Consider the following 25,340-nt stretch of genomic DNA (forward strand, 5'->3'; position numbering starts at 1 on the left):
TTAGTTTCTAAAATTATATTTCCCTCATTCAAACCCTATATTCACTCAATCTTACTTTTTGATGCTTGAATTCCAAGCTACTTTCATTGTATAACTACAAAATTTGATACGATGGAAGCTAAAAAGAAAGAACATCTTAAACTCGAAAAGCAAAGCGGACTCTATTTCGTTATGGGAATGGTATTGGTTCTGGCCCTGATTTATACCGCTTTGGAATGGAAGACTTTTGAACCCGATAACACCTATACCGGGCAATTGAATCGACCTGATGAACTTGAACCTGAAATCCCGCCCATCACCTTCAACACGCCACCACCACCGCCACCGAAGATTCAGGTTCCCGTAGATTTCGATATTAAAGAGGATGATGAAAATATTGTGGAAGATGTTATTGAATCTAATGAGATTGACCAAGACACCGAAGTAATGGAACCACAAACCTTCGATTTTGTAGAAGAAGAAATCGAACCCGAAGTTACCTGGGTCACTATTGAAGAAGTACCTATCTTTCCGGGTTGCGAAAGTTCCGATGATAAGCGAACCTGTTTTCAAGAAATGATGCAACAACACATCCGTAAAAACTTCAGGTATCCAGAAAATGCCGTTAATATGGGTTTACAAGGCAAAGTATACTTACAGTTTACGGTACAGACCGATGGAAGCGTCGGAAGTTTAAAAATGCGTGGACCTCATCGAATACTAGAAAATGAGGCGGCCCGTATTATTTCAAAACTCCCCAAAATGCAACCGGGCAAGCAACGGGATAGAGCCGTTAAAGTACCTTTTAGCATTCCCATCAATTTTCAATTGCAGTAACTATCAAACCATAGTGACATGAAAGAATTATTACGTATTTCAGTAATTCTATTGGTAACCAGTTTCTCGATGTTTGGTCAACAATGTATGAACACTCCATATAAATTGAGGGGATATTTTTACGTTGGTACCGCTCAAAAAGATTCTTTGGCTTTAGGTGGATTCTACGCGGATAAAAATATTCCTAAAAATGCAAATTCCTCAATAACAAAATTGGCAAGAAAAGGTACTCTTAATATTATTGCCAAAACCGACTCTTTAGTTGCTTTAAACCAAAAAGTTCAAGGTTTTAAAGTATTTATAATCAATACATCTGATTCCATTATGGAGCTGCCTGCCCAGGATAGCCGAATTTATCTCAAACGACAGGTGTACTATAATAATAAATGGCAAGACGTCGAATACCTGCCGAGCAGCTGGTGTGGAAATAGTTATCATTCGGTCTTTATCAAACCTGATAGCTATTGGGATTTAAGTGCGCCATGTTTAACCGGAAAGATTGCGGCAAAATTCAGATTTGAGTTGTTGACCGATAAAAATATGGTCCTTTATTCGAATGAATTTGCCGGGAGTTTTAATAAAAGTCAGCTAAAAAAAGAGGAAGGGTATCAACCACAAGGCATCATGGACCCCTACAGTAATTAAAGTTTGTAAAACAAAAAACCTGTAACGTATAGTTACAGGTTTTGGTTGGTTGGTTGAAGGACCTTCCAGATGTTGATCTGGAAGGTCTAACCAAACTTATTCAATAGTAATCGAACTATTGTAAGCCTCTACTTGAGCTTTTACTTCTTCTTTGGTTGCTCCTGTAAATTCCTTTACCGTCTCGGTTACTTCGCCGTTTACCGTAGCAGTGGAAGTTACGATAGCTTTAAAGGAACCGTCTTCCATATTGCTCATTTCAACACGGATTTGTTGTTCCATTTGTTTTTCAACAACCTCAGTGGCCACTTTTTCATCATTGTAAGCCATCATCTTATCTGCACTGATCGCAATACTTGGCGCAATAACCAATGCCACAACGGACATCAATTTCAACAAGATGTTCAATGAAGGTCCTGAAGTGTCTTTAAATGGATCTCCAACGGTATCACCAACAACAGCGGCCTTGTGTGCATCAGAACCTTTACGGCCATCACTTTCAATCGTTTTCTTGGCATTATCCCAAGCACCACCGGCATTTGACTGAAAAATCGCCATCAGTACACCACATGTGGTTACCCCGGCCAAAAGACCACCCAACATTTCAGCACCACCGATAAATCCTACCGCTACGGGTACTGCAATGGCCAATAGGCCAGGCAATACCATCTCTTTAATAGAGGCCTGTGTTGAAATGGCAACACATTTATCATATTCGGCAACACCATCCGCTTCATCAAAAGTCTTACGTTGTGCTTCAGTAGCTTTAGACATATCAGAATCCACGGCACGCATCACTTCTAACGCCGCTTTCAATTGTGGAATATCCCTAAACTGACGACGCACTTCCTCAATCATGGCCATGGCAGCACGGCCAACGGCGTTCATAGACAATGCAGAGAATACGAAAGGAAGCATACCCCCAACCAATAAACCGGCCATTACCGTAGGTTTAGAAACGTCAATTGCGGTTACATTTGCAGTTTGCATGAATGCAGCAAATAAGGCCAATGCCGTTAATGCGGCAGAAGCAATTGCGAAACCTTTACCGATAGCGGCGGTTGTGTTACCAACAGCATCCAATTTATCGGTACGTTCCCGAACCTCACTTGGCAATTCAGCCATTTCGGCAATACCACCAGCATTATCAGAGATAGGTCCATAAGCATCCACTGCCAATTGGATTCCTGTATTTGCCAACATTCCCACAGCTGCAATCGCAATACCGTATAGCCCCGCAAAATGGTGCGAAACCAAGATAGCAGCGGCAATCAGGATAATAGGGAACATTGTGGACATCATACCCACACCCAAACCTGAAATGATATTAGTGGCCGCCCCAGTTTCAGACTGACGGACAATAGCATTGACCGGTTTTGTACCGGTACCTGTATAATATTCGGTTACCTTACCAACGGCCAAACCAGCTACCAGACCCGCAAGTACCGCAATGAACACCCCCATAGAGCCGTATTCAACACCGTTGAACGTCCAGCTTTCTGGCAACATGTTCGTTATGATGAAATAACAGGCCACCAACATTAATCCGGCAGAACCAAATTCACCAATGTTCAATGCCGTCTGTGGATTACCACCATCTTTCACTTTTACAAAGAAGGTACCGATGATGGACATCAAAATACCTACTGCGGCCAATACCAAGGGAAGGTATACGGCACCAAGCCCATCAAATGAACCTGCAAAAGCAGGAATCTGCGTAAAGGCAGCACCTAATACCATGGTACCTATGATGGAACCAACATACGATTCAAAAAGGTCAGCCCCCATACCGGCAACATCACCAACATTGTCACCAACATTATCCGCAATGGTTGCAGGGTTTAATGGGTGGTCCTCAGGGATACCCGCTTCAACCTTACCCACAAGGTCGGCACCTACGTCAGCAGCTTTGGTATAGATTCCTCCACCTACACGTGCAAAAAGTGCAATGGAAGAAGCACCCAAAGAAAAACCGGATAGTACGTTCAATACCTCACCAAGTTCCCAACCTTGTCCACTATATACCATGAAAAGTCCGCTTAGCCCTAAAACACCAAGACCGACAACACCGAGGCCCATAACGGCACCACCGGCAAAAGCAACCTCAAGTGCCTTACCCAATGAAGTTCTGGCCGCCTGTGTTGTTCTAACGTTTGCTTTTGTCGCTACTTTCATACCGATAAAACCGGCCAAAGCGGAACAAATGGCACCTACGATGAACGATACGGCTACCATTCCGTTTGAACCTGTCTCATTACTACCTTTGAAAAACAATAGTACTGCTACCGCAGCGACAAAAATGCTCAGTATCTTATATTCTGCCTTCAAGAAAGACATTGCCCCATCAGCAATATTTTTGGCAATTCGTGCCATTTTAGCATCGCCAACTTCCTGTTTTGAGACCCATCCGCTTTTAATGAAAACGTATAATAGCGCCAAAACACCAAATGCAGGCAAAAACTTTACGATCAATTCCATAATTATTAGTTGTTTATAAGGTTTTTTTAAGTGGCAGCAAATGTAGTAAAATAGCCACTAAATAAAAAAAGCATCCCATAAATTGCGGAATGCTTAAAATTTTACTGTTTTCACCTTGTTATATTACGAATGTGCGCTTTTTCTTGTGATCACTTTCTTCATAGCGTTTTACACATTCTACATAAATCTTCTTTGCTTCTTCAGCATTGCCCCATCCCCCGGTATCGACTTTTTTCTTCTCTAAATCTTTATACACTTGAAAAAAATGTTCGATTTCCTTTAAACGATGTGGATTGATATCACTGATATCGTTTCGTTTACTCCAAATTGGATCACTGATCGGCACACATATGATCTTCTCATCAGGTCCTTTCTCATCGGTCATATGAAAAACCCCTATTGGTTTGACTTCCATGACCACCATGGGATAGGTCGGTTCGGTACCCATGACCAAAACATCCAAGGGATCTTTATCCAATGCCAAGGTCTCTGGAACAAAACCATAATCACCCGGATACATCATGGATGAAAACAAGGTTCTATCAAAGCGGATCTTGTGTAGGGCAAAATCGTATTCATATTTATTTCTACTTCCTTTGGGAATTTCTATCAAAACATCAAAAGAGGTAACTTCTTCAACACTCATAAAACCATTTTTAAATTATCGCGCAAAAATACCCTTAGCTAACGGTTTGAATGTTAACATAGTATCAAGAGTTCAATTAAAGTTACTGATTAAAAACTAAAACCAAAAGTACCGGTCACCCCAAAAGGCCTGGCCTCTGGAGCATCTAGATAATTACCCCTAAAATTGAAATCTATCCTAAAGATCTTGAAAATGTTCCCAATACCCAGAGAATACTCCCAATACGGCTCTTGGTCAGGTGCTTGCAATGGAATATTGGTTGGGGAGCTCAAGGCGATATTCTCGTCTGAGATTTGGCCCCATGCCGCACGTAAACCAATTATTTCACGTAGGTTCAATTTTCGTAAGAAGGGTATTCTTGAAAAAATACGTCCGTTGAAATTATGCTCCAAATGTACCGTAGCATAGGTATCGGTCACAAATTCGTAAAAATCAAGATTCGGAAAAGTGTTGTATAATGAGAACAAGGTTTGGTTACCTGGAATAACACTTAACAACCCCAACGGTACTTCACCAAAGGTCCTACCCAGTTCCACAGTACTGGTCAAGCGACCAAAACCGCCCAGTTGCCAGGGCTGTCTATAGGAAAACTGTAAACGTTCGTAATCAAAATCACTTTGTAAAAACCCTTGGAGTCCTTTCGTATAGTTTAAAAGTAAGGTGCTGTGATTACTATTGACATTGATACGTTCCACACCGTAGCCGATGGTTCTCTTACCAGGTGTGTAAATCAATGTGGTGTTGATATCAAATTGCCGAATCTCCGACGAGATTCCCGTTGGTGAAGTAGGGTCTATATAATCTAAACTGAAATCTTGTGGCAAAGCGGAGCTCAATTCCCTGAACGATCCCCCAAAGTTTATCCTAAAGTTTCTTACGGGTTCGATATCAAAACCCAAAACTGAAAGATTAATATTGGTCAACCGATTATTATTACCCACCGAGACCAATGCCGAAGAGGCAATACTTCGACCAAGTACATCGTTGGTAGCAGTGAGGCTTATCCCAAGCTGTTCAATATCCCTTCGGTTTCCGCCTGAGACTATCAAGCGTGATTTTCTATCCAACAGAAATTTGCCCGATAGTCCATGTTTTACCTTTTTATCTTCAAACCCATAGGCCAGGTAACCTTCTAAACGCCACGTATCATTTTGGCCAAAATAGGTTCGTGCACCGCCGCGTATGCGAATACCTTCTGCATCGTTAAACCCAAAAGTGCTGTAAATATCCCCAATATCGAGGTTCCACTTGTCTACCTCAACATAGCCAGAATTGAGAATACTGACTACATTATAAAAGGTATTGAACTTGGGTACTGTTCTCAGGGTATCCAACAATTTAAAAATGCCCGATTCGTCTTCATTCAAGCTTTCTAGGCGGGCGTTTCGCCAGAACACACTATCCCGTTCAAAAACCCTCGGGTCGTAGGGGTCTGTTTCCGACTCATAAAAATCCTTCGGGCGATCTAGATCAAATTTGTAATGGTCATATACCGTAGTTCTCTTACCATAAACACCCCTCGATTTTTCTTTTTTTGAAAAAGCGAAATCACTGAGCATATAGTCGCGTTTGAGCAAAAAGACCGAATCATTGACCACCTCAAAGTCTTGTTCGATATAAATCTCCTTGACCCAGTTGATGTTGGCACTTTTGGCAACCTCTAAATTGATTTTTTTAATGGCGAAAGTGGTATCGTTCACCCAGAAATCACCTTTGAACGTGAGTTCGTTCTTTCTTCTCGGATAATAAATAATGTTATAACACCATTTATTATCAATATAAGTACTATCCGACAATACATAATTGTAGGTATCGACACCAGTTTTTGACAGTGGGCTTGTGAAACTTTTAGAAAAGAACTTTAAGTAGTTGTCATAGATGTCATAATCGGAATACAGGTCTTCAACAAAAGCGGTTATGGCCTGGTTACCCCCAAAACCTGAATTCTTATTTCCTAAGACATCCTCTTTTTCCAATTTAAATCGATTATCTCCATACACCTTAGAAGATACCTCGTTCAAAAATATGGGCAGATAGGTCTTACCGGTAATTCTAGAAGTATCCAAATCATCAAAAATAAATTCCAATCCTTTGAAAAGCCGACTTTTAATCAAATTACTGTCAATGGTATTCAAGTCAAACTCTACCTTTTCGTATTTATCGTATTGATAGCTCTTGAATTTACGAACCCCGTTTTCCCTTTTTTTGGCCCATATTTTTTTAAGGATGTCAATGGCGGGATTGTTTTTCTTGGACTGCTTACCCGTGTACACGACTACTTCGTCCAATTGTTCGGTGGATTCCTCTAAAACAATCTCTAAATTGTAGTTCACCTTGCCTTGAAGTGCAATTTCCTTGGTATCATATCCAATAAAGGAAACGACGATAGTATTGTAGTTGTTCTCGGATTCAAAATAAAATCGTCCATTGTCATTGGTAATGGTACCCTCTGAAGAATTCTTGAAAATGATATTGGCGAAAGAAACGGGGTTCCCAGACCCATCTTTGACAATGCCACCGATTTTCGTCTGTGCCACCATTCCGGAAATCCATAAAAAAGAAAGAAGAAAAAGGAATTTTTTCATGTTTTGATACGGGTCATAAGGCTTGGCAATCGATGCTATCTTCTTACGACTTTGGTTTTTTTGGTTTTAATGTAATCTCTTATCAAAAACTATTCCTTTAAAAATAAAGCCCCGTCAACATTGGTCGACGAGGCTAATATAACTTACAAAAGCTACGCTATTCTTTATATAACACTTTCTTAACAGCCTTGATCACATCATCACTATTTGGCAACCACTCTGCCAAAAGTACTGGCGAGTATGGCGCTGGTGTATCCGCGGTATTTATTTTTACTATCGGCGCATCTAAATAGTCAAAGGCCTTATCCTGTACATGATAAATAATCTCAGTGGCCACATTACCAAAAGGCCACGCTTCTTCTAAAATCACCAATCGATTGGTCTTTTTGACGGAATTAATGATGGCATCAATATCCATAGGACGAACGGTACGCAAGTCGATGACCTCACAACTGATATTGTCTTCGGCGAGAACTTCAGCAGCCTTGTAGGCTTCTTTGATTATTTTACCAAAAGAAACGATCGTTACATCAAAACCTTCCCTTTTGATATCTGCCACCCCAAGTGGAATGGTATATTCCCCCTCGGGCACCTCCCCTTTATCACCATACATTTGCTCAGATTCCATAAAAATAACGGGATCATCATCTCGAATCGCCGATTTCAACAAGCCTTTTGCATCTGCAGGATTTGACGGTACCACCACTTTTAATCCAGGACAGTTGGCATACCAGCTCTCAAAGGCCTGCGAGTGTGTTGCCGCCAATTGCCCAGCAGAGGCCGTAGGGCCCCTAAAAACTATGGGGCAGGCGAATTGACCACCCGACATCTGACGAATCTTGGCCGCATTATTAATGATTTGGTCGATACCGACCAAAGAGAAGTTGAACGTCATAAATTCAATGATCGGCCGATTGCCCAACATGGCAGAACCCACACCTATACCAGCAAAACCCAGTTCAGAAATTGGGGTGTCAACTACGCGCTCAGGACCAAACTCGTCCAACATGCCTTTTGAAGCCTTGTAAGCACCATTGTATTCCGCAACCTCTTCCCCCATTAAATAAATGGAATCATCAGTTCTCATCTCTTCTGACATTGCCTCGCAAATGGCCTCCCTGAATTGTAGTGTCTTCATATCAATTGGATGTATATATTGAATTTATCCTAGCAAAAGCGAAAGCAAAAATAGCAAATATTAAAGGAATCCAAAGTGGATAATTTTCAAAAAAACCAGAAAAATTTACTATGCATGCATAGTAAATTTATGATTTTATAGCTATCTTTGGCGAACAAAATCAAAAGCGATATGAAGATTCTAGTTTGCATCAGCAATGTGCCCGATACTACTTCAAAAATCAACTTTACCGAAGGTGATACCAAATTCGATACGAACGGTGTGCAATTTGTCATTAATCCGAATGATGAATTCGGACTGACACGAGCTATGTGGTTCAAAGAAAAACAAGGTGCTGCCGTACATGTGGTCACCGTTGGGGGCGTGCAAACCGAACCTACCATAAGAAAAGCATTGGCCATCGGTGCCGATGAGGCCATACGCATCAATGCCGCACCCACCGATGGATTTTATGTAGCCAGGCAATTGGCCGAGGTGGTAAAAAACGGTGGTTATGATTTGGTCATAGCGGGTCGTGAATCCATTGATTACAATGGAGGTATGGTACCCGGCATTTTGGCCACCTTGTTGGATATGAATTTTGTGAACACCTGTATTTCATTGGAAATTGAGGGAACCGAAGCTAAGGCGGTACGTGAAATCGATGGCGGAAAAGAAGCGATAAGTACATCACTACCTTTAGTAATCGGTGGCCAAAAGGGTTTGGTCGAAGAGAGCGATCTTCGAATTCCGAATATGCGAGGTATCATGATGGCCCGTAAAAAGGCACTTAACGTTGTCGAACCCATTGATGCACCAATGCCAACCGCGGATCAAAAGTTCGAGAAACCAGCGGCCAAAGGTCCTGTAAAATTGGTCGATGCCGGCAATATCAATGAATTGGTCGATCTATTGCATAACGAAGCCAAGGTCATTTAAGAAAACCCAAATCGTAGCGCTGTTTTTAGCACTCAACTTTTAAATAAAATATTATGTCAGTTTTAGTATATACGGAATCAGATAAAGGCAATTTCAAGAAAAATGCCTTTGAAGCGGTCTCATATGCCTATGAAGTTGCAAAACAAATGGGAACATCGGTCACTGCAATCAGCATTAATGCCAATGATGGCAGTAACTTAGGGAATTACGGTGCCGCGAAGGTACTTCAAGTCAATCATGATAACCTTGGTGCGTTCAATGCAAAGGCCTACGCTTCTACCATAGCGCAGGCCGCACAAGCAGAAGATGCCAAGGTTGTTATACTGAGTTCCAGTGCGGACAGTAAGTTTTTAAGTGGCATTTTGGCCGCTAAATTAAATGCGGGGTACGTACCTAATGTGGTTGCCGCACCTGAAAGCACTACTCCCTTTGTGGTGAAACGCACGGCCTTTAGCAACAAAGGTTTCGCACATACCGAAATCAGTTCTGAAATCAAGATAGTCGGGGTGTCGAACAATGCCTTCGGAATCGTGGAAAATAATACCGATGCCGCTGTTGAAGAATTTACACCCACCATCAATGATGCCGATTTCGGAACGAAGTCCATCGAGGTAGATAAGGTCGTAGGTAAAGCGACCATCGCAGATGCGGATGTGGTCGTCTCTGCTGGCCGAGGTCTTAAAGGACCTGAAAATTGGGGAATGGTAGAAGAGTTGGCAGACGTCTTAGGTGCTGCCACGGCATGCTCGAAGCCCGTTTCCGATTTAGGTTGGAGACCCCATGGTGAACACGTTGGCCAAACCGGTAAACCCGTTGCCAGTAACCTTTATATTGCTATCGGTATCTCTGGGGCCATACAACATTTGGCCGGGGTAAGTGCATCAAAAACCAAAGTAGTCATTAACAACGACCCTGAGGCCCCGTTCTTTAAGGCCGCCGATTACGGTATCGTTGGTGACGCTTTTGAAGTAGTACCCGAACTCATTCAAAAATTAAAGGAATTTAAAGCCCAGAACGCTTAAATTTTGTTAATTTGCCTTCTTAAAAGCGGCTGTTCAGATTCAAGTCAATGCGCTTATTTGAACAGCCTTTTTTGTTTTTTAGCGAAGAATTCTATGAGTTTAGTGCGTTTAAAGATAAAGGGGATTTCATACAGTCAGACACAAAATGGGGCCTATGCCCTCATTTTGAATGAAGTGGAAGGGGATCGAAAGCTGCCCATAGTTATTGGGGCTTTTGAGGCTCAGTCCATTGCTATAGCCTTGGAAAAGGAAATAAAGCCCCCTAGACCACTTACCCATGATCTGTTCAAAAATTTCTCGGATCGCTTTGGTATTGTTGTAAAACAGGTTATTATACATAAATTGGTGGATGGCGTCTTTTATTCTAGCGTTATCTGCGAGCGCAAGGGCGTTGAAGAAATTATTGATGCCAGAACAAGCGATGCCATTGCATTGGCCTTACGTTTCAATGCACCTATTTTCACCTATAAGACCATTCTTGATAAAGCTGGTATTTTCTTGAAATTTTCCACCAAGGATAAAGATGAGGAAAGTGATGACAGTATTGTTGTTGATGAGATCTTACAAGAAAGTGAAACCGTTGAAATTGATTCCGGGGCAGGAGATGGGTATCGTGAAATGACTTTAGAAGAGCTCCATAAAGAATTGGACAAAGCGGTGGCAAGCGAGGATTATGAGAAAGCGGCCAAACTTCGAGACGAAATATCCAAACGTAAGTAACCCTTTTTTATGAAGCCTCCCAGAATTTGGATTCTTGTCTTGTTAGCCTTTGTAACCCTCCAAATTTCTGCACAGCAACCTACGATAGCAGCTACAATTGAAACCGTTATACAGGTCGCGGAAGCACTTGAAAGTACCGATGCGTTGGTAGCGAATCAAGGCTTTACGCTAAATACTTTATGGCGTGGTGCCTTGGGCATGGCAGTATTGCTACTGATCGCGTTTTTGTTTAGTTCAAATAGAAAAGCAATCAACTGGAAAACCGTAGGGATTGGTCTTGGCATTCAGATCATCATCGCCATTGGTGTTTTAAAAGTACCCTTCGTTCAAACCATTTTTGAAGCTGTCGGTCAAATTTTTGTGAATATTCTTGATTTCACTAGGGCCGGTAGTCAATTTCTGTTTGAAGGCCTCGTGGTCGACATAAATACTTTCGGTTATATTTTTGCCTTTCAAGTACTGCCTACCATCATATTTTTCTCGGCATTGACCTCCGTATTGTTTTATTTAGGTATTATTCAAAAAGTAGTCAGATGGTTGGCCTGGTTATTGACCAAATCTTTGGGCATTTCAGGTGCGGAAAGCCTATCTATTGCCGGCAATATCTTTTTAGGGCAGACCGAAGCTCCCTTGCTTATCAAGGCCTACCTTGAAAAAATGAACAGATCAGAGATTCTCTTGGTCATGATTGGCGGAATGGCCACCGTGGCAGGAGCAGTCTTAGCGGCATATATCGGTTTTTTAGGCGGCGAAGACCCCGTGCTTCGATTGGTATTCGCAAAACATTTGTTGGCAGCATCAGTAATGGCCGCACCGGGAGCTATTATCATCTCAAAAATATTATATCCGCAGACCGAAGTTATCAATACCGACGTCAAAGTATCACAAGATCGTATCGGAGCCAATCTTTTGGATGCCATTGCGAATGGAACCACCGAAGGGCTTAAACTGGCCGTTAATGTAGGTGCCATGCTCTTGGTATTTGTTGCCTTTATCGCCATGATTAATGGGATCTTGGGCGGTATTGGGGATTGGACATCGCTCAATAACTGGATCGCAGCCAATTCGCCATACGACAAATTCTCCCTAGAGGCCATTTTAGGAACCATTTTCGCCCCTTTGATGTGGCTTATCGGCGTTGCCAATGAAGACGTCATGCTTATGGGGCAACTATTGGGAATCAAATTGGCCGCCAGTGAGTTCGTAGGGTATATTCAATTGGCAGAATTAAAAAATATGGCCAGTGCCGCACATTTGACTTATAACAAATCGGTCATCATGGCCACCTATATGCTTTGCGGATTTGCAAACTTCGCCTCTATCGGAATTCAAATCGGCGGTATTGGCTCCTTGGCCCCCGGCCAGCGCAAGACCCTATCGGAATTCGGCATGAAAGCCGTACTAGGCGGTTCATTGGCCTCACTACTTTCTGCGACTATTGCGGGGATGATTTTGGGATAGGCCCCTCCCCTAAATCCCCTCCCCAAAGGAGCGGGGACTCGAAATGGTTGATAAATGGTTTATAACCAAAATTGTTTTTCTAAAGTAAATATTTTGATTCCACTTATTTTAGCATAGTTAAAAAAGTTTCTCCCCTTTGGGGAGACGGAAGAGGGGCCTATGAAACAATACCACGACTTACTCCAACATGTTTTAGAGCATGGCAATCAAAAAGGGGATCGAACCGGTACGGGAACCAAAAGTGTTTTTGGGTACCAAATGCGTTTTGATCTTTCAAAAGGTTTCCCGATGGTCACTACCAAAAAGCTACATTTGAAATCCATTGTTCACGAGCTACTTTGGTTTTTGAAGGGAGATACCAATGTGGGCTACCTTCAAGAAAATGGGGTCCGTATCTGGAATGAATGGGCCGATGAAAATGGGGATTTGGGTCCTGTGTACGGCCACCAATGGCGTAATTGGAACAGTGAGGAAATCGACCAAATCAAAGAGGTCATCCATACGCTAAAGACCAACCCCAATAGCAGAAGAATGTTGGTCTCTGCTTGGAACCCCAGTGTCTTACCCGACACTTCGGTCTCCTTTTCAGAAAATGTTGCCAATGGCAAAGCGGCACTACCTCCCTGCCATGCCTTTTTTCAGTTTTATGTAAGTCCCCCGACCCCCCAAGGGGGAGTTAACGCGCGACCGCGCTTATCATTACAACTTTATCAAAGAAGCGCCGATATTTTTCTGGGTGTACCTTTTAATATTGCCTCGTATGCCTTGTTTACTTTAATGATGGCACAGGTCTGTGGGTATGACCCCGGGGATTTTATCCATACTTTTGGCGATGCCCATATCTACAACAACCATATGGAACAGGTAGCGCTGCAATTATCACGGGAACCAAGGCCTTTACCCAAGATGGTACTGAACCCTGAAGTAAAAAGCATCTTCGATTTTACCTTTGACGATTTTACCTTGGTTGACTATAACCCACATCCGCATATCAAAGGGGTTGTAGCGGTATAAAGTAGTCCTTTTCATCGGTTTTATTTCTATTTTAGGTGTATATAGATGTATTTTACACGTATATAAACAAGTTGCCACCAATTTTGCAAATGAGTACAAATGGAGAAATAGAGAAGGAATTAAATTTCTGTCCGACTTGCAATTCGGTTGTCGAATCGCAAATAGAATTTCATTATACCAAAGACCAAGTAATGAATGAGGAACTACATGGTCATTCTACTGAAATTCTACTAAGCAAATGCTTGAACTGTGGAAATCCTTTTTTAAAAGAGCATGATTACCAAATCATTGATGGAAATTCATATTTAACAAACGAAACACAATTTTTTCCGGACAGAGAAAAACCTTTTGCCAAGAATTGCCCAAAAATTGTAATTAACCCGTACCAAGAAGCAATAAAATGTTATCGGGCCAATGCATATGATGCATGTGCAATCATGTGCCGAAAGGGAATTGAAGCGATTTGTATTGATAAAGGAGAAAAGAAAGGCAAGCTTGTATCAAGACTTGAAAACCTGAATTCGAAAGGAATTTTGGAAAATACCCTTTTTGATTGGGCTAATGAATTGAGGTTAATTGGCAATGATGGAGCTCACTCTCACGACCTCTCAGTGGGACAAGAAGACGCAAAAGACTCTCTGGATTTTTTTGAAGCTTTAATTACTTATCTATATCATTTGGTAAATCAATATCAGGAATTAAAAAAACGTCGGAATAAATAAAAACTGATGGCAACAATACCTATAGCAAATAGGGCAAAAGTGTTTAATTTAAAGGCTAGCGCTCATTTACAAAGTCCGCCAAATCTTTTGGATTTGGCAATTAAAAAAGAAAAGATAATTACAAAACAAAAAGCTCTGGCTCGCAGACCAGACGGAAACGAAAAGTTTCCTTGCCTGCCCTACTTGCCATAGCCGGACCGTTATGTGCAATTTGCATGGAAAAAGAACCTTCAAAATTATATCACTATTGCTCAATTGATAGTTTCTTCAATATAATCAAGTCCAAGTCAATTTGGCTATCCAATAGTGGTCAAATGAACGATTCAAGAGAAAATACATGGGTCGAACAACATTTTGACATAATCCATGATTTTTTTAAAGATCCGAAGTACAAAAAATTAGTAGATAATTCCTTGGAAATTTATGAATTAAATAGAAATCCTTGTTTTATTTTCTGCTTGTCCGCAAGTAAGGACCTCCTAAGCCAATGGCGAGCATATTCGCATGATGGATCAGGAGTATCTATTGGTTTTAGAACTAAGAATTTAACGTTGAAAACGCATCCCAATGACAATGCAATTTTTCCAATTGATAAGATAAATTATGGTATCTCTGCACAAAGAAATATCATATCAGAATTATGCAATAAAATGCGTGATAAATTTGATTCAGAGCAGAATGAAATCAAAAAATTCAATTTAAGGCTCGCTTTTGGTCTCTCTTTAGTGAATTGGGCATTAATTTTCAAAAATCCGAATTTCAAAGAGGAAAAAGAATGGAGAATTGTACTTCATGGACCTCACAATTCACATAAAGACAACTCTAAAAGTCTTTCAGGCATGGAGTTTAGAATAAACTCGAACAAAATCATAAGTTATTATAGTTATTGTTTTGGAAATAAATTTAATAGTGACTTAATAAGCGAAATTGTATTGGGACCTAAATGCAAAATGTCGATTAAAGAGACTGAGCAATTTTTAAGTTATCATAATCTTGGAAAAACCAAAATTGTAATTTCAAAATCAACCTATAGATAATGAAACAGCACATAACAAAGAACTGAGTTAGAAAACAGGTTCTTTTAGTTCAATTTCAACTCATAATTTTCATCATAGGGCAGACCTGATTTTGCAATGGCAAATGCCTGTTCTTGCCTACTTTGGAAATTGCAGCGAAATTTTCAATTTGGTATGTACTTGCAAAAGTCTATGCCAACCCACGCAACTACCCATACTAGCCGAGATTGTTCTAGCTACTTGCAACATTGATCATTTATTCCCGTCCTTCTTTTCGAATATAAAATCTTATAAAATGAAATTTAGGAGCCTAAAACCCTTCCTGCTATTTAGTTTATCGTTCTTAACCTTAACAGCTCAAGACAATTCAGCATTTGAATGGCCAAAAAATGAAATAACCCCCATTTTCAAGGAATTTGTGACTGCTTACAATTCAAATAACTTACAAAAACTAGAATCATTTACTGAGAAATTTTATGCGAAAATCGACAAAGAAGCTGCTGTTTATTGGAAAAGCATATTCTTAGAATACGGAGAAATAGAACCTTTTTGTATTGCCAAAGAATATAGTAATGAAAATAACCAAGGTATTTTTTTTAAGGGAAAGCACACCAAAAGTTGGGTAATGATTATGCTAAGAATGAATGAGGATAATACTAAGGTTATCGGTAAATCAGTAGGAAGGGGCCTGTTACCTTCAGGTAACATTTCATCTACTAGCAACTCGATTACTTCAGTAGCGTTAGTGCCTTATTTAGAAAAGTACTTGGAGGACTTAGTTAAGACAGATTACTTTTCTGGCTCGGTCTTGGTGGCGAAAGGAGACTCCATTTTATTTGAAAAAACCTATGGTCAAAGGGATAAACAAAGAAGTACCAGAATTGATGCCAATACCACTTTTAATATTGCTTCAACCACAAAAACATTTACAAGTATAGCTATTGCGCAACTAGCAGAACAAGGAAAATTAGATTATACGGATCCTATTGGTAAGTTCATTCCTGAATACCCAAAAGATATCGCCAATCAAGTAACCATTCATCATTTATTAACACACACTTCGGGCATAGAATTGGATGATTACGGGCCATTCAATACGGATAATGACAGTGCAAAAAGTATGGATGATTTTCTAAATGCCCAGATAAAGCATATTGATTCTTTAAATGAAAGAAGAAGAAAGAACTTTAAAGTGTTGAACAAATTTGATTATTCCAATGAAAACTTTGCTTTGTTAGGTGTTATTATTGAGAGAACCAGTAAAACGTCTTATGCGGAATATGTTGAGAAAAACATTTTCATACCTCTTCATATGAAGAATTCTTTTGTTGATTTCAATAAAGTTAATATCCATAATAATGTGGCCGCTGGCTATTCTTTTTATGATGACAATGATAAGTTAATTGATGGTACAAGACATAAAGCTCAAACTAGGGATGATTACTTAAGTCCATTCGGAGGAATCTACTCTACTACCAGAGATTTGTATACTTACCTAAAAGCAATCAATGCGCATCGAGTTGTAAATAAAGACACCCAAGAATTACTGCATCAAAAGCAAGCAAAAAGATTTGAGACAGACAATCTAAGCATGCATTATGGTTATGGTTTTTATATTATTCAAAAAGGAGAAACAGTATCTATTGGGCATGGAGGCACATACCCTGGAGTAGGAAGTCATTGTTATTATTATCCAGAATCAGATCACTATATTATTGTATTAAGCAATTATGGAGCAATATTTAGTAATACGATTGCAACTCATATTGAATCCTTAATAGGTCTAAGTAATTGAGTTAATTGTTCTTCTAGTTATTTATATAGAAAATCAACTAGTTACATAAAAAAGCCCGAACGCACGTCCAGGCCTCAAACAATTAATCAAATACTGAATTTTCTTTTTCAAAAACTCATTCCCTTGTGACCGTTATAAAATTAGAAAGGTCAAAAAATCCGTCCAGGTCATTGGCGTTTTGCCCCATAGCCAGTCCCATTAGACCATCTTCATAGGTTAGGTGCCAAATATAGCACACCCCTACACCAGCAGCATCAAAATCAACGCCCATCACGGCAGCCATGGTGGGTGGCAATCCTAAGATATTACCCGAATCATCGGTGATGACAAAAGTTTGGTTAGAACCGTTTAGATTGGTGGCGTCAAGTGTAATACCACTTACCATATCGGGGGTGCCGTCGACCGTAAAGGTGAAAGGACCGCCTGAAAGCATACCGGCATCCAACGGGTTTCTGGTTACGGTTATGGAATTTGACAGTCCGTAAAAACCTTCTAAATCGGCAACGTTTTCACCTGCCATCAATCCGGTCAAACCATCTTCATAGGTAATATGCCAAATTAGACATACCCCCGCTCCGGCGGCATCAAAATCTACGCCCCGTGCGGCTTCTATCGTAGGAGGTAATCCTAAAATGTTCAAATCGGTATCGGTTATCACAAAACCTTGGTTAGAACCGGTTACAGCAGTGGCATCCAGCTCCAACCCTGTTGCCATATCAGGCATACCATCGACGGTAAATTCATACGGCCCACCCGAAAGCACACCACCATTTAATCCATTTCTGGTTACCGTAATCGAGTTTGAAAGTGCAAAGAAACCTTCTAGATTTCCGGCATTGCCACCAGCTTCCAAACCTACAATACCATCTTCATAAGTAATATGCCAAATTAAACATACGCCAACGCCTGCCTCATCAAAATCCACCCCTCGTGCCGCTTCTATGGTTGGGGGCAGCCCTAAAATGTTCAAATCAGCATCGGTTATCACAAAACCTTGATTAGAACCCGTTACCTCAGAGGCATCCAGTTCTAACCCCGTTGCCATATCAGGCATACCATCTACGGTAAATTCATACGGCCCACCCGAAAGCACACCACCATTCAATCTATTCCGCTCAACTACGATAAAGTTTGACAGACTAAAATTGCCGGACAGATTATCCAGGTTTTCCCCCATTTCAAATCCGGTTAAACTTCCAGAATAGGTAATATGGTAAATATAGCACGACCCAACTCCCGCACCATCGAAATCAACACCTTCCACTGCCTCTAAAGTGGGTGGGAGCCCCAAAATATTTCGTTCGTCATCCGTTATCACATAAGACTGGACTTCACCGTTCAACTCGGCATCATTTAAAGTGATCCCATTGACCATGTCTGGCATTCCATCCACTAAAAAGTCAAACGGTCCTCCGACCAACATTCCTGCATTGAGTGCATTTCTATTGACGACCAAAAAATTAGAAAGGGCAAATTCACCCGATAGGCCATCTAAATTTGAACCAGCGTCCAAACCGGTCAACCCCATTTCATAGGTAATATGATAAATGTAGCATGCGCCGGTACCGGCTTCATCAAAATCAACACCTTCTACAGCTTCTAAGGTAGGTGGTAGCCCTAAAATATTTCTTTCATCATCTGTAATCACAAAATTTTGAATGCTACCGGTCAGGCTTGAAGCATCTAAGGTAACACCGCTCACCATATCAGGTTGCCCATCGACCGCAAAAGTAAAAGGCCCACCAGATAAGGTTCCTGCATTCAACACCAAAGGGGTGTTGTCGGCATCATCGTCGTCTTCGCAACCCAACAGAAGGGCCGTGAAGGTAAATAGTAGTAAAATCGTTTTAAAGTTGTGCATTGTTTCTAGTGTTTTAAATTTTAGCTAAAGAAACCGTGAAGCTGTAACAGAAGTATCACAGAAAATTCAACTTTTTTTACCAATTGATTATCAGCTATTTATATAATATTTTTATTTTTTGATATCAGAATTAGACACTTTAGGTTACTTTATGGCTGCGATACGGGTATCGTTTAACCCCTACTGTGAACTTTTCGTGATAGTTTACCTTTTATTTCGTTGCTGATGAAAAACGTATTGATCATTGAAGATGACCTTGAGATCATCCACTTGTTGGAGATACATCTAAAGGATTTACACTGTGATGTTGGTTCTGCCACAAGTGGTGTCAATGGATTACAAAAGGCCATTGAATTGAGGCCCGATTTGATCATACTTGATATTATGTTACCTGAAATGGATGGTATTGAGGTTTGTCAAAAAATTCGGGCCAATAACATAAAATCACCTATCATCATGTTGACCGCAAAGTCTGAAGAAATCGATAAAGTGCTCGGACTAGAGGTAGGTGCAGACGATTACCTTACCAAACCTTTTAGCGTACGCGAATTCATTGCCCGGGTCAAGGCCATTTTCAGAAGGCAAAAGATGACCGAAAAATCAGGAACCAATATCGCGAGCCATAAAATACTTCAGTTCGAAAATCTATCCATAGATATCGAAATGCGAAAGGTGATGCTAAGTGGACAAAAAGTAGAGCTATCCCCAAAAGAATTCGAGTTATTGGTATTACTTTCTTCCAATGCCGGAAAAAGTTATGATCGTACCAAGCTATTGAATTTAATCTGGGGGTATGATTTTAAAGGTTATGAGCATACCGTGAATTCGCATATCAATCGACTTCGCTCAAAAATAGAACCTGATATGGGTAACCCTACATTTATTTTGACTACTTGGGGCGTGGGGTATAAATTCAATGAAGAGTTATGAGTACCGCTATACTATCGAATACATTGATCAAAAAATTGGTATCGTCATTTGTGGCGATTTTGATATTGGCCGGGCTAGGGTATACCATTGCCACCATCTATTTATCGAACAACTATTTTTACGAGACGACACAACGGTTGCATTCAAATTTGGCAAAAGACCTGATTGAAGAAAAGTTTGTTGACCAGAGCCCCATAGACAGTGCTGGCACGGTAAACAAAGCCCTATTTGGTGATATCATGCACGATATGATGGCGGTTAACAGGGCCATAGAGGTATACTTGTTGGATATGGAAGGTTATGTGCAATATTCAGTGGTTCTTGATCATGATGCCCCGCAGACCAATCAAAAAAAGGTTTCCCTCAAACCCATCAATGAATTTATCGCTTTAAACGGAAAAGGTTATATTCTAGGTGATGACCCAAAGAATACGCAGAATAAGCAAGTGTTCTCAGCGGCAAAATTCAACAAAGGTGGTACTGAAGGTTATATCTATATCATTCTTGCAGGTGAGGAATATCTAAATACGAGGGAGCTTTTGTTCGGGAGTTATGTTTTGAAACTAGGCTTTGGCACCTTATTGGTAACACTGTTATTTGCTGCAATTTTGGGGGCATTATCGGTATGGTACCTAACCAAGAATTTGCGCGAATTGGTGTACGCCGCAAAACGTTTTCAACAGGGCGATCTGCGCTACCGCATTCAAAATGCCGAAAAAAGTGATTTGGCAGGTGTAACTACGACCTATAACGCCATGGCTGAGACCATTTTGAACGATATGGAACAAATAAAATCCCTAGAGGCCCTGCGACGTGAGTTGATCGCAAACATATCGCATGATCTTCGAACACCCTTGGCCATTATTCAAGGGTATATTGAGACCCTTCAGATGAAAGACGCTGAACTCACCCAAGAAGAACGTTCCGATTATCTGAAAATCATAAATTCCAGTGGCGAACGTCTTTCCAAATTGATTACACAATTATTTGAATATTCGAAGTTGGAAGCCAATCAAATCGAACCCAAACCCGAACCTTTTCTCATCAGTGAATTGGCGAACGACGTACATCGAAACTATCAGGTATTGGCGCATCAAAAAAACATCGACTTAAAACTGGAAATGGATGAGGGGATACCCTTGGTATTTGCCGACATTTCATTGGTAGAACGGGCCATTCAGAACTTAATGGACAACGCCCTAAAATTCACCCCCGAAAATGGGGAGGTTACCGTTGAAATAAGGCCTTATCAAACCAATGTTGAAATTGCCATAAAAGATTCCGGCCCCGGCATTTTACAAGAAAACCAAGCTTTGATTTTTGAACGTTACCGCAAAACAAAAACGGGTAAACAAAAAGAAGGGGCAGGCCTAGGCCTGGCCATTGTCAAAAAAATAATGGAACTACACAATTCTAAAATACGTGTATTCAGTATACCGAATGAAGGAACCACTTTTAGTTTCAGTCTTCCGGTTTACAACATAGCTTAAGAAAATGCCATAAAATCATTTCAAAAGTGGTATTTCACTATCTTTAAGGTAAAATCGCTTTTATGACCCTTACAGATTCGCTCTTGGATTTCTTTATAGAGACCCGAAAAAAATCAGAGCAGATTTGCGAACCCCTTGAAACCGAAGATTACGTAGTACAACCTGTTGTTGATGTAAGCCCCCCTAAATGGCATTTAGGGCATACCACATGGTTTTTTGAGGAGTTTATCTTAAAACCCCACGCAAAGGACTACACCATTTATGATCCCAATTTTTCGTTTGTCTTTAATAGTTATTACGAAACTGTTGGCAAGCGCGTCGTTCGTTCTGACCGTGGTAACATGAGTCGCCCGTCGGTCGAAAAAGTATATGAATACCGAGACTATGTCACCAAGAACATTTCAAAACTATTCGAAGGGCATCAGCCAAAAGCACTTTTTGATTTATTGGAAATCGGTATTCATCACGAAAAGCAGCATCAAGAGCTTTTAATAACCGATATTAAGTACATACTGGGCAATAACCCTTTGTTGCCCGCATACGCAGAAACCTTTGAAGAACATGTCGTAGAAGACCACCAACAAGAATGGGTGGGCGTTAGGGAAGGTGTTTATGACATTGGCCACAGTACGCAAGAATTCTGCTATGACAATGAGCTAGGTCGCCACAAGGTATACCTTCATGATTTTGAAATATCGAACAAGTTGGTTACCAATGGTGAATACGTAGCCTTTATTCAGGCAAACGGTTACCAAAGACATGATCTGTGGCATGCGGAAGGATGGGATTGGATCAACCAAAACAATATCACCCAACCCATGTACTGGCATTCGATTGCCAATGAATGGCATCATTATACCTTAATGGGTCTCCAAAAAATTAATTTAGATGCACCCGTTACCCATATTTCTTATTTCGAGGCTTATGCCTTCTCACAATGGAAAGGTTACCGACTACCCACTGAATTTGAATGGGAGGTTGCGCAAGACCACTTTAAATGGGGAAAACGATGGGAATGGACGGAAAGTGCCTATCTACCCTACCCCGATTATCAAAAAGCCGATGGTGCCCTAGGCGAATACAACGGTAAGTTCATGGTTAATCAAAAAGTGCTTCGTGGCGGTTCTGTGGCAACACCTACCAAGCATACGCGACCTACCTATAGAAACTTTTTTCAACCCAATCTAAGATGGCAGTTCACCGGATTGCGGTTGGCCAAATAATCACTACATATCATTCATGCAAGAAAAAACGATTACCAAAAAAACCCCTTTTGAGCAAGAGGTATATGAAGGTCTCACGGCCTTTCCCAAATATTTATCCTCCAAATATTTTTATGATGCGATTGGGGACAGCCTTTTTCAAGACATCATGGCCATGCCAGAATACTATTTGACCGATTGTGAGTTTGCCATTTTACAAAAACACAAATCGGCGATTACAAAAGCTTTTTCAGAACATAATGCGCCTTTTAGTTTATTTGAATTAGGGGCGGGTGATGGCAAAAAAACCAAAATTTTACTAAAACATTTTACCGAGAACCAAATCGAATTTGATTATCGACCTATAGACATTAGCCAAAATGCCTTAGACCAACTGCAAAGATCTATACAACATGAACTGCCTAAGGTTGTCGTGAACACCATACAGGGCACCTATTTTGACACCTTAAAAGATATTGCCGAAGAGCATTCCAAAAAAAAGGTCATTCTATTTTTGGGCTCGAACATCGGTAATTTATTGCATCCGCAAGCTATTGATTTCTTAAGGCAATTAAAAGCCGTAATTCATGAAGACGACTTGATATTTATGGGTTTCGATCAAAAGAAAAATCCCCAGACCGTATTGAATGCCTACAATGACGATAGTGGCATTACCGAAGCGTTCAACAAGAATGTCTTGACCAGGATCAATAAAGAACTTGATGGTAACTTTGATTTGGACAACTATCTTCACTGGGAAGTGTACGATCCCGAAAGTGGCACCGCAAAAAGTTACTTGGTCGCCAAACAAGCACAAGAGGTTTACATAAAAAAGCTGGAACTTAACATTACATTGGATGCCTGGGAAACCATTCATACCGAAATTTCACAAAAATATGACGACAAGGTAGTGGGCTGGTTGGCCAAGGAAGCAGGCTTAAAAATACATGCGCAATTCAGTGATGACCGGGCCTATTATAAGAATTATATATTTAAAAAAGAATAAGATGAAAGCCATTTGGAACAATACGGTAATTGCTGAAAGCAATGAGACCGTAGTTATTGAGAACAATCATTATTTTCCTGAAGAAAGTATCAAAAAAGAATATTTCAAAGCGAGTGAAACGCATACCACCTGTCCTTGGAAAGGTGTTGCCTCATATTATACGTTGCATGTTGAAGGAAAAGAAAACAAGGATGCCGCCTGGTTTTACCCTGAAACCAGTGAGTTGGCGCGGAATATAAAGGGAAAAATCGCTTTTTGGAAAGGGGTAACCATTGAGGAATAGAAATTCCCCAATGGTCATTGTTTGTCATTATACCTCAAGAACGGCGTTCTCGGCACCGGCATAATCATTCCACTGATAACGATCAGCTTCTGTTTCGTTCACGTAGTCGTTGTCGACCAAGTATCGGAACTCATAAACATTCTCTTTTGGAAGCTCAATAGTGCCTTTGAAGGTTCCGTTCTTTAACTTTTTAAGGGTGCTACCTTTTGGGTTCCAGTTATTGAAATCTCCAACGACAGCTACTTTTTTTGCTTCTTCTGCTGGTACGGTAAAGGTAACTTTACAAACCGGCTTACTTTTTAGGTATTGTTTTTTTATTGCCATGGTAAATTAATTTTCACGTTAAAATTCTCAGCAAAGCAATATATAAATGCATTAACAGTCAATAGGTTATGTACGATTTATCATTTTGATAAAATACCGATGATAAAGTATTCACTTTGCTAAAAAATTAGTCGTAATTTCTGGCAAACTTTAAATTAATTCTTTTTTTTAAGAATTTTTATGATAGCATCGATTTCCTCTAACGTGTTGTAAAAGTGAAAACTAAGGCGAATTCCGTCGCCTCGTTGCGAGCAGACGATATTATTTTTCAAAAGAAGGTTATAAACTGCATCATTTGCCACGATATTGAAGATGGTACCGTGTTGTTTTCTTGATACCACCTTATCCGTTAAAAGCCCTAGTTCAGCGAAACCTATTTTTGCCCTTTCTGACAATTCGTCAAGTTTGGCCTCCATAGTGTCCATCCCTAAACCCTGCAAATATTCAAGGGAAAACCGAAGGCTTCCGAAACTTAAGGAATCGAGGTGCCCGGGTTCTAAGTGCTTACAAAATGTTCGTTGCTGTTCGTATTCAATGGTGTTTCGCCCAGAACCGTATCCCTTGGCCAATAACTTAAAACGTTGTTGTGCATGTTCTTTTGTCAAAAGCAGTCCATTGCCATAGCCGGCCAATAACCACTTATAACCGCTTGCGCCAATAATGTCCAATGCCGAATTCGAAAAATCGAAGTTGGTAGTGCCCAGGTATTGTGTTCCGTCCGCAATGATCAATAATTCTGGGAACTCAGCTTTTAATTGCTTTAAAAAGGATAAATCAATTCTCATTCCATCAAGCCATTGTACGATACTCAAAGCCAAAACGGTACTATTATTTGCCTTAATAGCCTCATAAATACGTTCTTCAAGGTTCGAGGTTATTTCAACGACCGAGGTTTCAAAACCCCTACTTTCAAAAGGCCAGGTAAGTGAAGGGTAATCACCATCTAACACCAAAACCTTTTCCTTTTTATCCAAACCTTCTAAAAGTAGATTTAAACCAATGGTAAAATTGGGTACTAAGGCCACATTATCCACCGGACAGTTAAAAAAGCCACCAATAACGGTTCTAGTCTCAGAATGCATTTTATTCGACTTCATCTTCATCGTACTGCCGCCTATCAAATAATCCAAGTCATGTTCTTGACGCCACTCCAACAAATCTTCTGACAGAAGCCCCGTAGCGGCCGTATTGGCATAAATACATTGGCTGATCAAAGGAAATTTTTTTCTTTCGTTTTGCATCTTAAGGTGTTCTTGGCAATCTCTTATCTT

The 25,340-nt window shown here is 40.5% G+C and carries 23 protein-coding genes; 16 read left to right on the plus strand and 7 right to left on the minus strand.

All coding sequences use genetic code 11. From position 1 onward, the window contains the following. Positions 1-111: 111 nt before the first annotated feature. Positions 112-816: an energy transducer TonB gene (locus AACM45_RS06410; RefSeq protein ID WP_339141497.1), complete on the plus strand. Its 705-nt coding sequence runs from the start codon at positions 112-114 to the stop codon at positions 814-816. An 18-nt stretch (positions 817-834) separates the two neighbouring features. Beyond that, positions 835-1,461: a hypothetical protein gene (locus AACM45_RS06415; RefSeq protein ID WP_339141498.1), complete on the plus strand. Its 627-nt coding sequence runs from the start codon at positions 835-837 to the stop codon at positions 1,459-1,461. Positions 1,462-1,557: 96 nt separating this feature from the next. On the opposite strand, the gene AACM45_RS06420 is transcribed toward AACM45_RS06415, so the two are convergent. The 4 genes from AACM45_RS06420 to AACM45_RS06435 form a co-directional block, all read right to left on the minus strand. Beyond that, positions 1,558-3,936, minus strand: coding sequence for a sodium-translocating pyrophosphatase (locus AACM45_RS06420; RefSeq protein ID WP_339141499.1), 2,379 nt, complete (start codon positions 3,934-3,936; stop codon positions 1,558-1,560). Between the two features lie 118 nt (positions 3,937-4,054). Continuing rightward, positions 4,055-4,582, minus strand: a complete 528-nt coding sequence (locus AACM45_RS06425; protein WP_339141500.1) for an inorganic diphosphatase — start codon at positions 4,580-4,582, stop codon at positions 4,055-4,057. Between the two features lie 89 nt (positions 4,583-4,671). After that, entirely contained in the window at positions 4,672-7,167 is a 2,496-nt protein-coding gene (locus AACM45_RS06430) for a DUF5686 and carboxypeptidase-like regulatory domain-containing protein (protein WP_339141501.1), read from the minus strand. A gap of 157 nt (positions 7,168-7,324) precedes the next feature. Next, positions 7,325-8,305, minus strand: a complete 981-nt coding sequence (locus tag AACM45_RS06435; protein WP_339141502.1) for a pyruvate dehydrogenase complex E1 component subunit beta — start codon at positions 8,303-8,305, stop codon at positions 7,325-7,327. A 171-nt stretch (positions 8,306-8,476) separates the two neighbouring features. On the opposite strand from AACM45_RS06435, the gene AACM45_RS06440 reads away from it, so the two are divergent. The 9 genes from AACM45_RS06440 (at position 8,477) to AACM45_RS06480 (ending at position 16,973) form a co-directional block, all read left to right on the plus strand. Beyond that, positions 8,477-9,223, plus strand: a complete 747-nt coding sequence (locus AACM45_RS06440) for an electron transfer flavoprotein subunit beta/FixA family protein (RefSeq protein WP_339141503.1) — start codon at positions 8,477-8,479, stop codon at positions 9,221-9,223. Between the two features lie 53 nt (positions 9,224-9,276). Then, entirely contained in the window at positions 9,277-10,245 is a 969-nt protein-coding gene (locus tag AACM45_RS06445; protein ID WP_339141505.1) for an electron transfer flavoprotein subunit alpha/FixB family protein, read from the plus strand. A 93-nt stretch (positions 10,246-10,338) separates the two neighbouring features. Further along, positions 10,339-10,965, plus strand: a complete 627-nt coding sequence (locus tag AACM45_RS06450) for a bifunctional nuclease family protein (RefSeq protein WP_339141506.1) — start codon at positions 10,339-10,341, stop codon at positions 10,963-10,965. A 9-nt stretch (positions 10,966-10,974) separates the two neighbouring features. After that, positions 10,975-12,426 (plus strand): NupC/NupG family nucleoside CNT transporter, encoded by a 1,452-nt coding sequence (locus AACM45_RS06455; protein WP_339141508.1) that lies wholly within the window; start codon positions 10,975-10,977, stop codon positions 12,424-12,426. A gap of 159 nt (positions 12,427-12,585) precedes the next feature. Beyond that, positions 12,586-13,440 (plus strand): thymidylate synthase, encoded by an 855-nt coding sequence (locus AACM45_RS06460; protein WP_339141510.1) that lies wholly within the window; start codon positions 12,586-12,588, stop codon positions 13,438-13,440. Positions 13,441-13,631: 191 nt separating this feature from the next. Next, complete coding sequence (locus AACM45_RS06465) at positions 13,632-14,162, plus strand: DUF4145 domain-containing protein (protein WP_339141512.1); 531 nt, start codon at positions 13,632-13,634, stop codon at positions 14,160-14,162. 6 nt (positions 14,163-14,168) lie between these two features. Further along, complete coding sequence (locus AACM45_RS06470; protein ID WP_339141514.1) at positions 14,169-14,354, plus strand: hypothetical protein; 186 nt, start codon at positions 14,169-14,171, stop codon at positions 14,352-14,354. A 122-nt stretch (positions 14,355-14,476) separates the two neighbouring features. Further along, a complete protein-coding gene (locus AACM45_RS06475) occupies positions 14,477-15,199 on the plus strand; it encodes a DUF2971 domain-containing protein (protein WP_339141516.1) in 723 nt (240 codons plus the stop codon). 274 nt (positions 15,200-15,473) lie between these two features. Continuing rightward, positions 15,474-16,973, plus strand: a complete 1,500-nt coding sequence (locus AACM45_RS06480) for a serine hydrolase domain-containing protein (protein ID WP_339141517.1) — start codon at positions 15,474-15,476, stop codon at positions 16,971-16,973. 115 nt (positions 16,974-17,088) lie between these two features. Here AACM45_RS06480 and AACM45_RS06485 read toward each other — a convergent pair whose 3' ends face one another. After that, the gene (locus tag AACM45_RS06485; RefSeq protein WP_339141519.1) at positions 17,089-18,834 is read right to left on the minus strand and encodes a hypothetical protein; all 1,746 of its coding nucleotides are present in this window, start codon (positions 18,832-18,834) and stop codon (positions 17,089-17,091) included. A 225-nt stretch (positions 18,835-19,059) separates the two neighbouring features. Between AACM45_RS06485 and AACM45_RS06490 the strand changes: the two genes are divergently transcribed. The 5 genes from AACM45_RS06490 to AACM45_RS06510 all read left to right on the plus strand — a co-directional run bounded on the left by AACM45_RS06490 (position 19,060) and on the right by AACM45_RS06510 (position 23,745). After that, positions 19,060-19,764 (plus strand): response regulator transcription factor, encoded by a 705-nt coding sequence (locus AACM45_RS06490; protein WP_339141521.1) that lies wholly within the window; start codon positions 19,060-19,062, stop codon positions 19,762-19,764. Further along, complete coding sequence (locus AACM45_RS06495) at positions 19,761-21,254, plus strand: sensor histidine kinase (protein ID WP_339141522.1); 1,494 nt, start codon at positions 19,761-19,763, stop codon at positions 21,252-21,254. The genes AACM45_RS06490 and AACM45_RS06495 overlap by 4 nt, the downstream gene beginning before the upstream one ends. A 62-nt stretch (positions 21,255-21,316) precedes the next feature. After that, positions 21,317-22,477 carry an ergothioneine biosynthesis protein EgtB gene (gene egtB, locus AACM45_RS06500; RefSeq protein WP_339141523.1) on the plus strand — a complete coding sequence of 387 codons (1,161 nt, stop codon included), beginning with the start codon at positions 21,317-21,319 and terminating at the stop codon, positions 22,475-22,477. A 16-nt stretch (positions 22,478-22,493) separates the two neighbouring features. Then, positions 22,494-23,462 (plus strand): L-histidine N(alpha)-methyltransferase, encoded by a 969-nt coding sequence (locus AACM45_RS06505; protein WP_339141525.1) that lies wholly within the window; start codon positions 22,494-22,496, stop codon positions 23,460-23,462. A gap of 1 nt (position 23,463) precedes the next feature. After that, positions 23,464-23,745, plus strand: a complete 282-nt coding sequence (locus AACM45_RS06510; RefSeq protein ID WP_339141526.1) for a DUF427 domain-containing protein — start codon at positions 23,464-23,466, stop codon at positions 23,743-23,745. Positions 23,746-23,772: 27 nt separating this feature from the next. On the opposite strand, the gene AACM45_RS06515 is transcribed toward AACM45_RS06510, so the two are convergent. Continuing rightward, on the minus strand, positions 23,773-24,069 hold the full coding sequence (locus AACM45_RS06515; protein ID WP_339141527.1) for an isoamylase early set domain-containing protein: 297 nt from the start codon (positions 24,067-24,069) through the stop codon (positions 23,773-23,775). Between the two features lie 155 nt (positions 24,070-24,224). Then, entirely contained in the window at positions 24,225-25,310 is a 1,086-nt protein-coding gene (locus AACM45_RS06520; protein ID WP_339141528.1) for an aminotransferase class V-fold PLP-dependent enzyme, read from the minus strand. Between the last annotated feature and the right edge of the window lie 30 nt (positions 25,311-25,340).

It is taken from the genome of Croceitalea sp. MTPC5, from assembly GCF_036985505.1.
In the GTDB taxonomy this organism is placed as follows: Bacteria; Bacteroidota; Bacteroidia; order Flavobacteriales; family Flavobacteriaceae; genus Croceitalea.

What these genes read in the sequence shown, in the direction of transcription:
- AACM45_RS06410 (WP_339141497.1), top strand. Translation starts at nt 112, where the DNA reads ATGGAAGCTAAAAAGAAAGAACATCTTAAACTCGAAAAGCAAAGCGGA.
- AACM45_RS06415 (WP_339141498.1), top strand. Translation starts at nt 835, where the DNA reads ATGAAAGAATTATTACGTATTTCAGTAATTCTATTGGTAACCAGTTTC.
- AACM45_RS06420 (WP_339141499.1), bottom strand. Translation starts at nt 3,936, where the DNA reads ATGGAATTGATCGTAAAGTTTTTGCCTGCATTTGGTGTTTTGGCGCTA.
- AACM45_RS06425 (WP_339141500.1), bottom strand. Translation starts at nt 4,582, where the DNA reads ATGAGTGTTGAAGAAGTTACCTCTTTTGATGTTTTGATAGAAATTCCC.
- AACM45_RS06430 (WP_339141501.1), bottom strand. Translation starts at nt 7,167, where the DNA reads ATGAAAAAATTCCTTTTTCTTCTTTCTTTTTTATGGATTTCCGGAATG.
- AACM45_RS06435 (WP_339141502.1), bottom strand. Translation starts at nt 8,305, where the DNA reads ATGAAGACACTACAATTCAGGGAGGCCATTTGCGAGGCAATGTCAGAA.
- AACM45_RS06440 (WP_339141503.1), top strand. Translation starts at nt 8,477, where the DNA reads ATGAAGATTCTAGTTTGCATCAGCAATGTGCCCGATACTACTTCAAAA.
- AACM45_RS06445 (WP_339141505.1), top strand. Translation starts at nt 9,277, where the DNA reads ATGTCAGTTTTAGTATATACGGAATCAGATAAAGGCAATTTCAAGAAA.
- AACM45_RS06450 (WP_339141506.1), top strand. Translation starts at nt 10,339, where the DNA reads ATGAGTTTAGTGCGTTTAAAGATAAAGGGGATTTCATACAGTCAGACA.
- AACM45_RS06455 (WP_339141508.1), top strand. Translation starts at nt 10,975, where the DNA reads ATGAAGCCTCCCAGAATTTGGATTCTTGTCTTGTTAGCCTTTGTAACC.
- AACM45_RS06460 (WP_339141510.1), top strand. Translation starts at nt 12,586, where the DNA reads ATGAAACAATACCACGACTTACTCCAACATGTTTTAGAGCATGGCAAT.
- AACM45_RS06465 (WP_339141512.1), top strand. Translation starts at nt 13,632, where the DNA reads ATGAATGAGGAACTACATGGTCATTCTACTGAAATTCTACTAAGCAAA.
- AACM45_RS06470 (WP_339141514.1), top strand. Translation starts at nt 14,169, where the DNA reads ATGGCAACAATACCTATAGCAAATAGGGCAAAAGTGTTTAATTTAAAG.
- AACM45_RS06475 (WP_339141516.1), top strand. Translation starts at nt 14,477, where the DNA reads ATGAACGATTCAAGAGAAAATACATGGGTCGAACAACATTTTGACATA.
- AACM45_RS06480 (WP_339141517.1), top strand. Translation starts at nt 15,474, where the DNA reads ATGAAATTTAGGAGCCTAAAACCCTTCCTGCTATTTAGTTTATCGTTC.
- AACM45_RS06485 (WP_339141519.1), bottom strand. Translation starts at nt 18,834, where the DNA reads ATGCACAACTTTAAAACGATTTTACTACTATTTACCTTCACGGCCCTT.
- AACM45_RS06490 (WP_339141521.1), top strand. Translation starts at nt 19,060, where the DNA reads ATGAAAAACGTATTGATCATTGAAGATGACCTTGAGATCATCCACTTG.
- AACM45_RS06495 (WP_339141522.1), top strand. Translation starts at nt 19,761, where the DNA reads ATGAGTACCGCTATACTATCGAATACATTGATCAAAAAATTGGTATCG.
- egtB (WP_339141523.1), top strand. Translation starts at nt 21,317, where the DNA reads ATGACCCTTACAGATTCGCTCTTGGATTTCTTTATAGAGACCCGAAAA.
- AACM45_RS06505 (WP_339141525.1), top strand. Translation starts at nt 22,494, where the DNA reads ATGCAAGAAAAAACGATTACCAAAAAAACCCCTTTTGAGCAAGAGGTA.
- AACM45_RS06510 (WP_339141526.1), top strand. Translation starts at nt 23,464, where the DNA reads ATGAAAGCCATTTGGAACAATACGGTAATTGCTGAAAGCAATGAGACC.
- AACM45_RS06515 (WP_339141527.1), bottom strand. Translation starts at nt 24,069, where the DNA reads ATGGCAATAAAAAAACAATACCTAAAAAGTAAGCCGGTTTGTAAAGTT.
- AACM45_RS06520 (WP_339141528.1), bottom strand. Translation starts at nt 25,310, where the DNA reads ATGCAAAACGAAAGAAAAAAATTTCCTTTGATCAGCCAATGTATTTAT.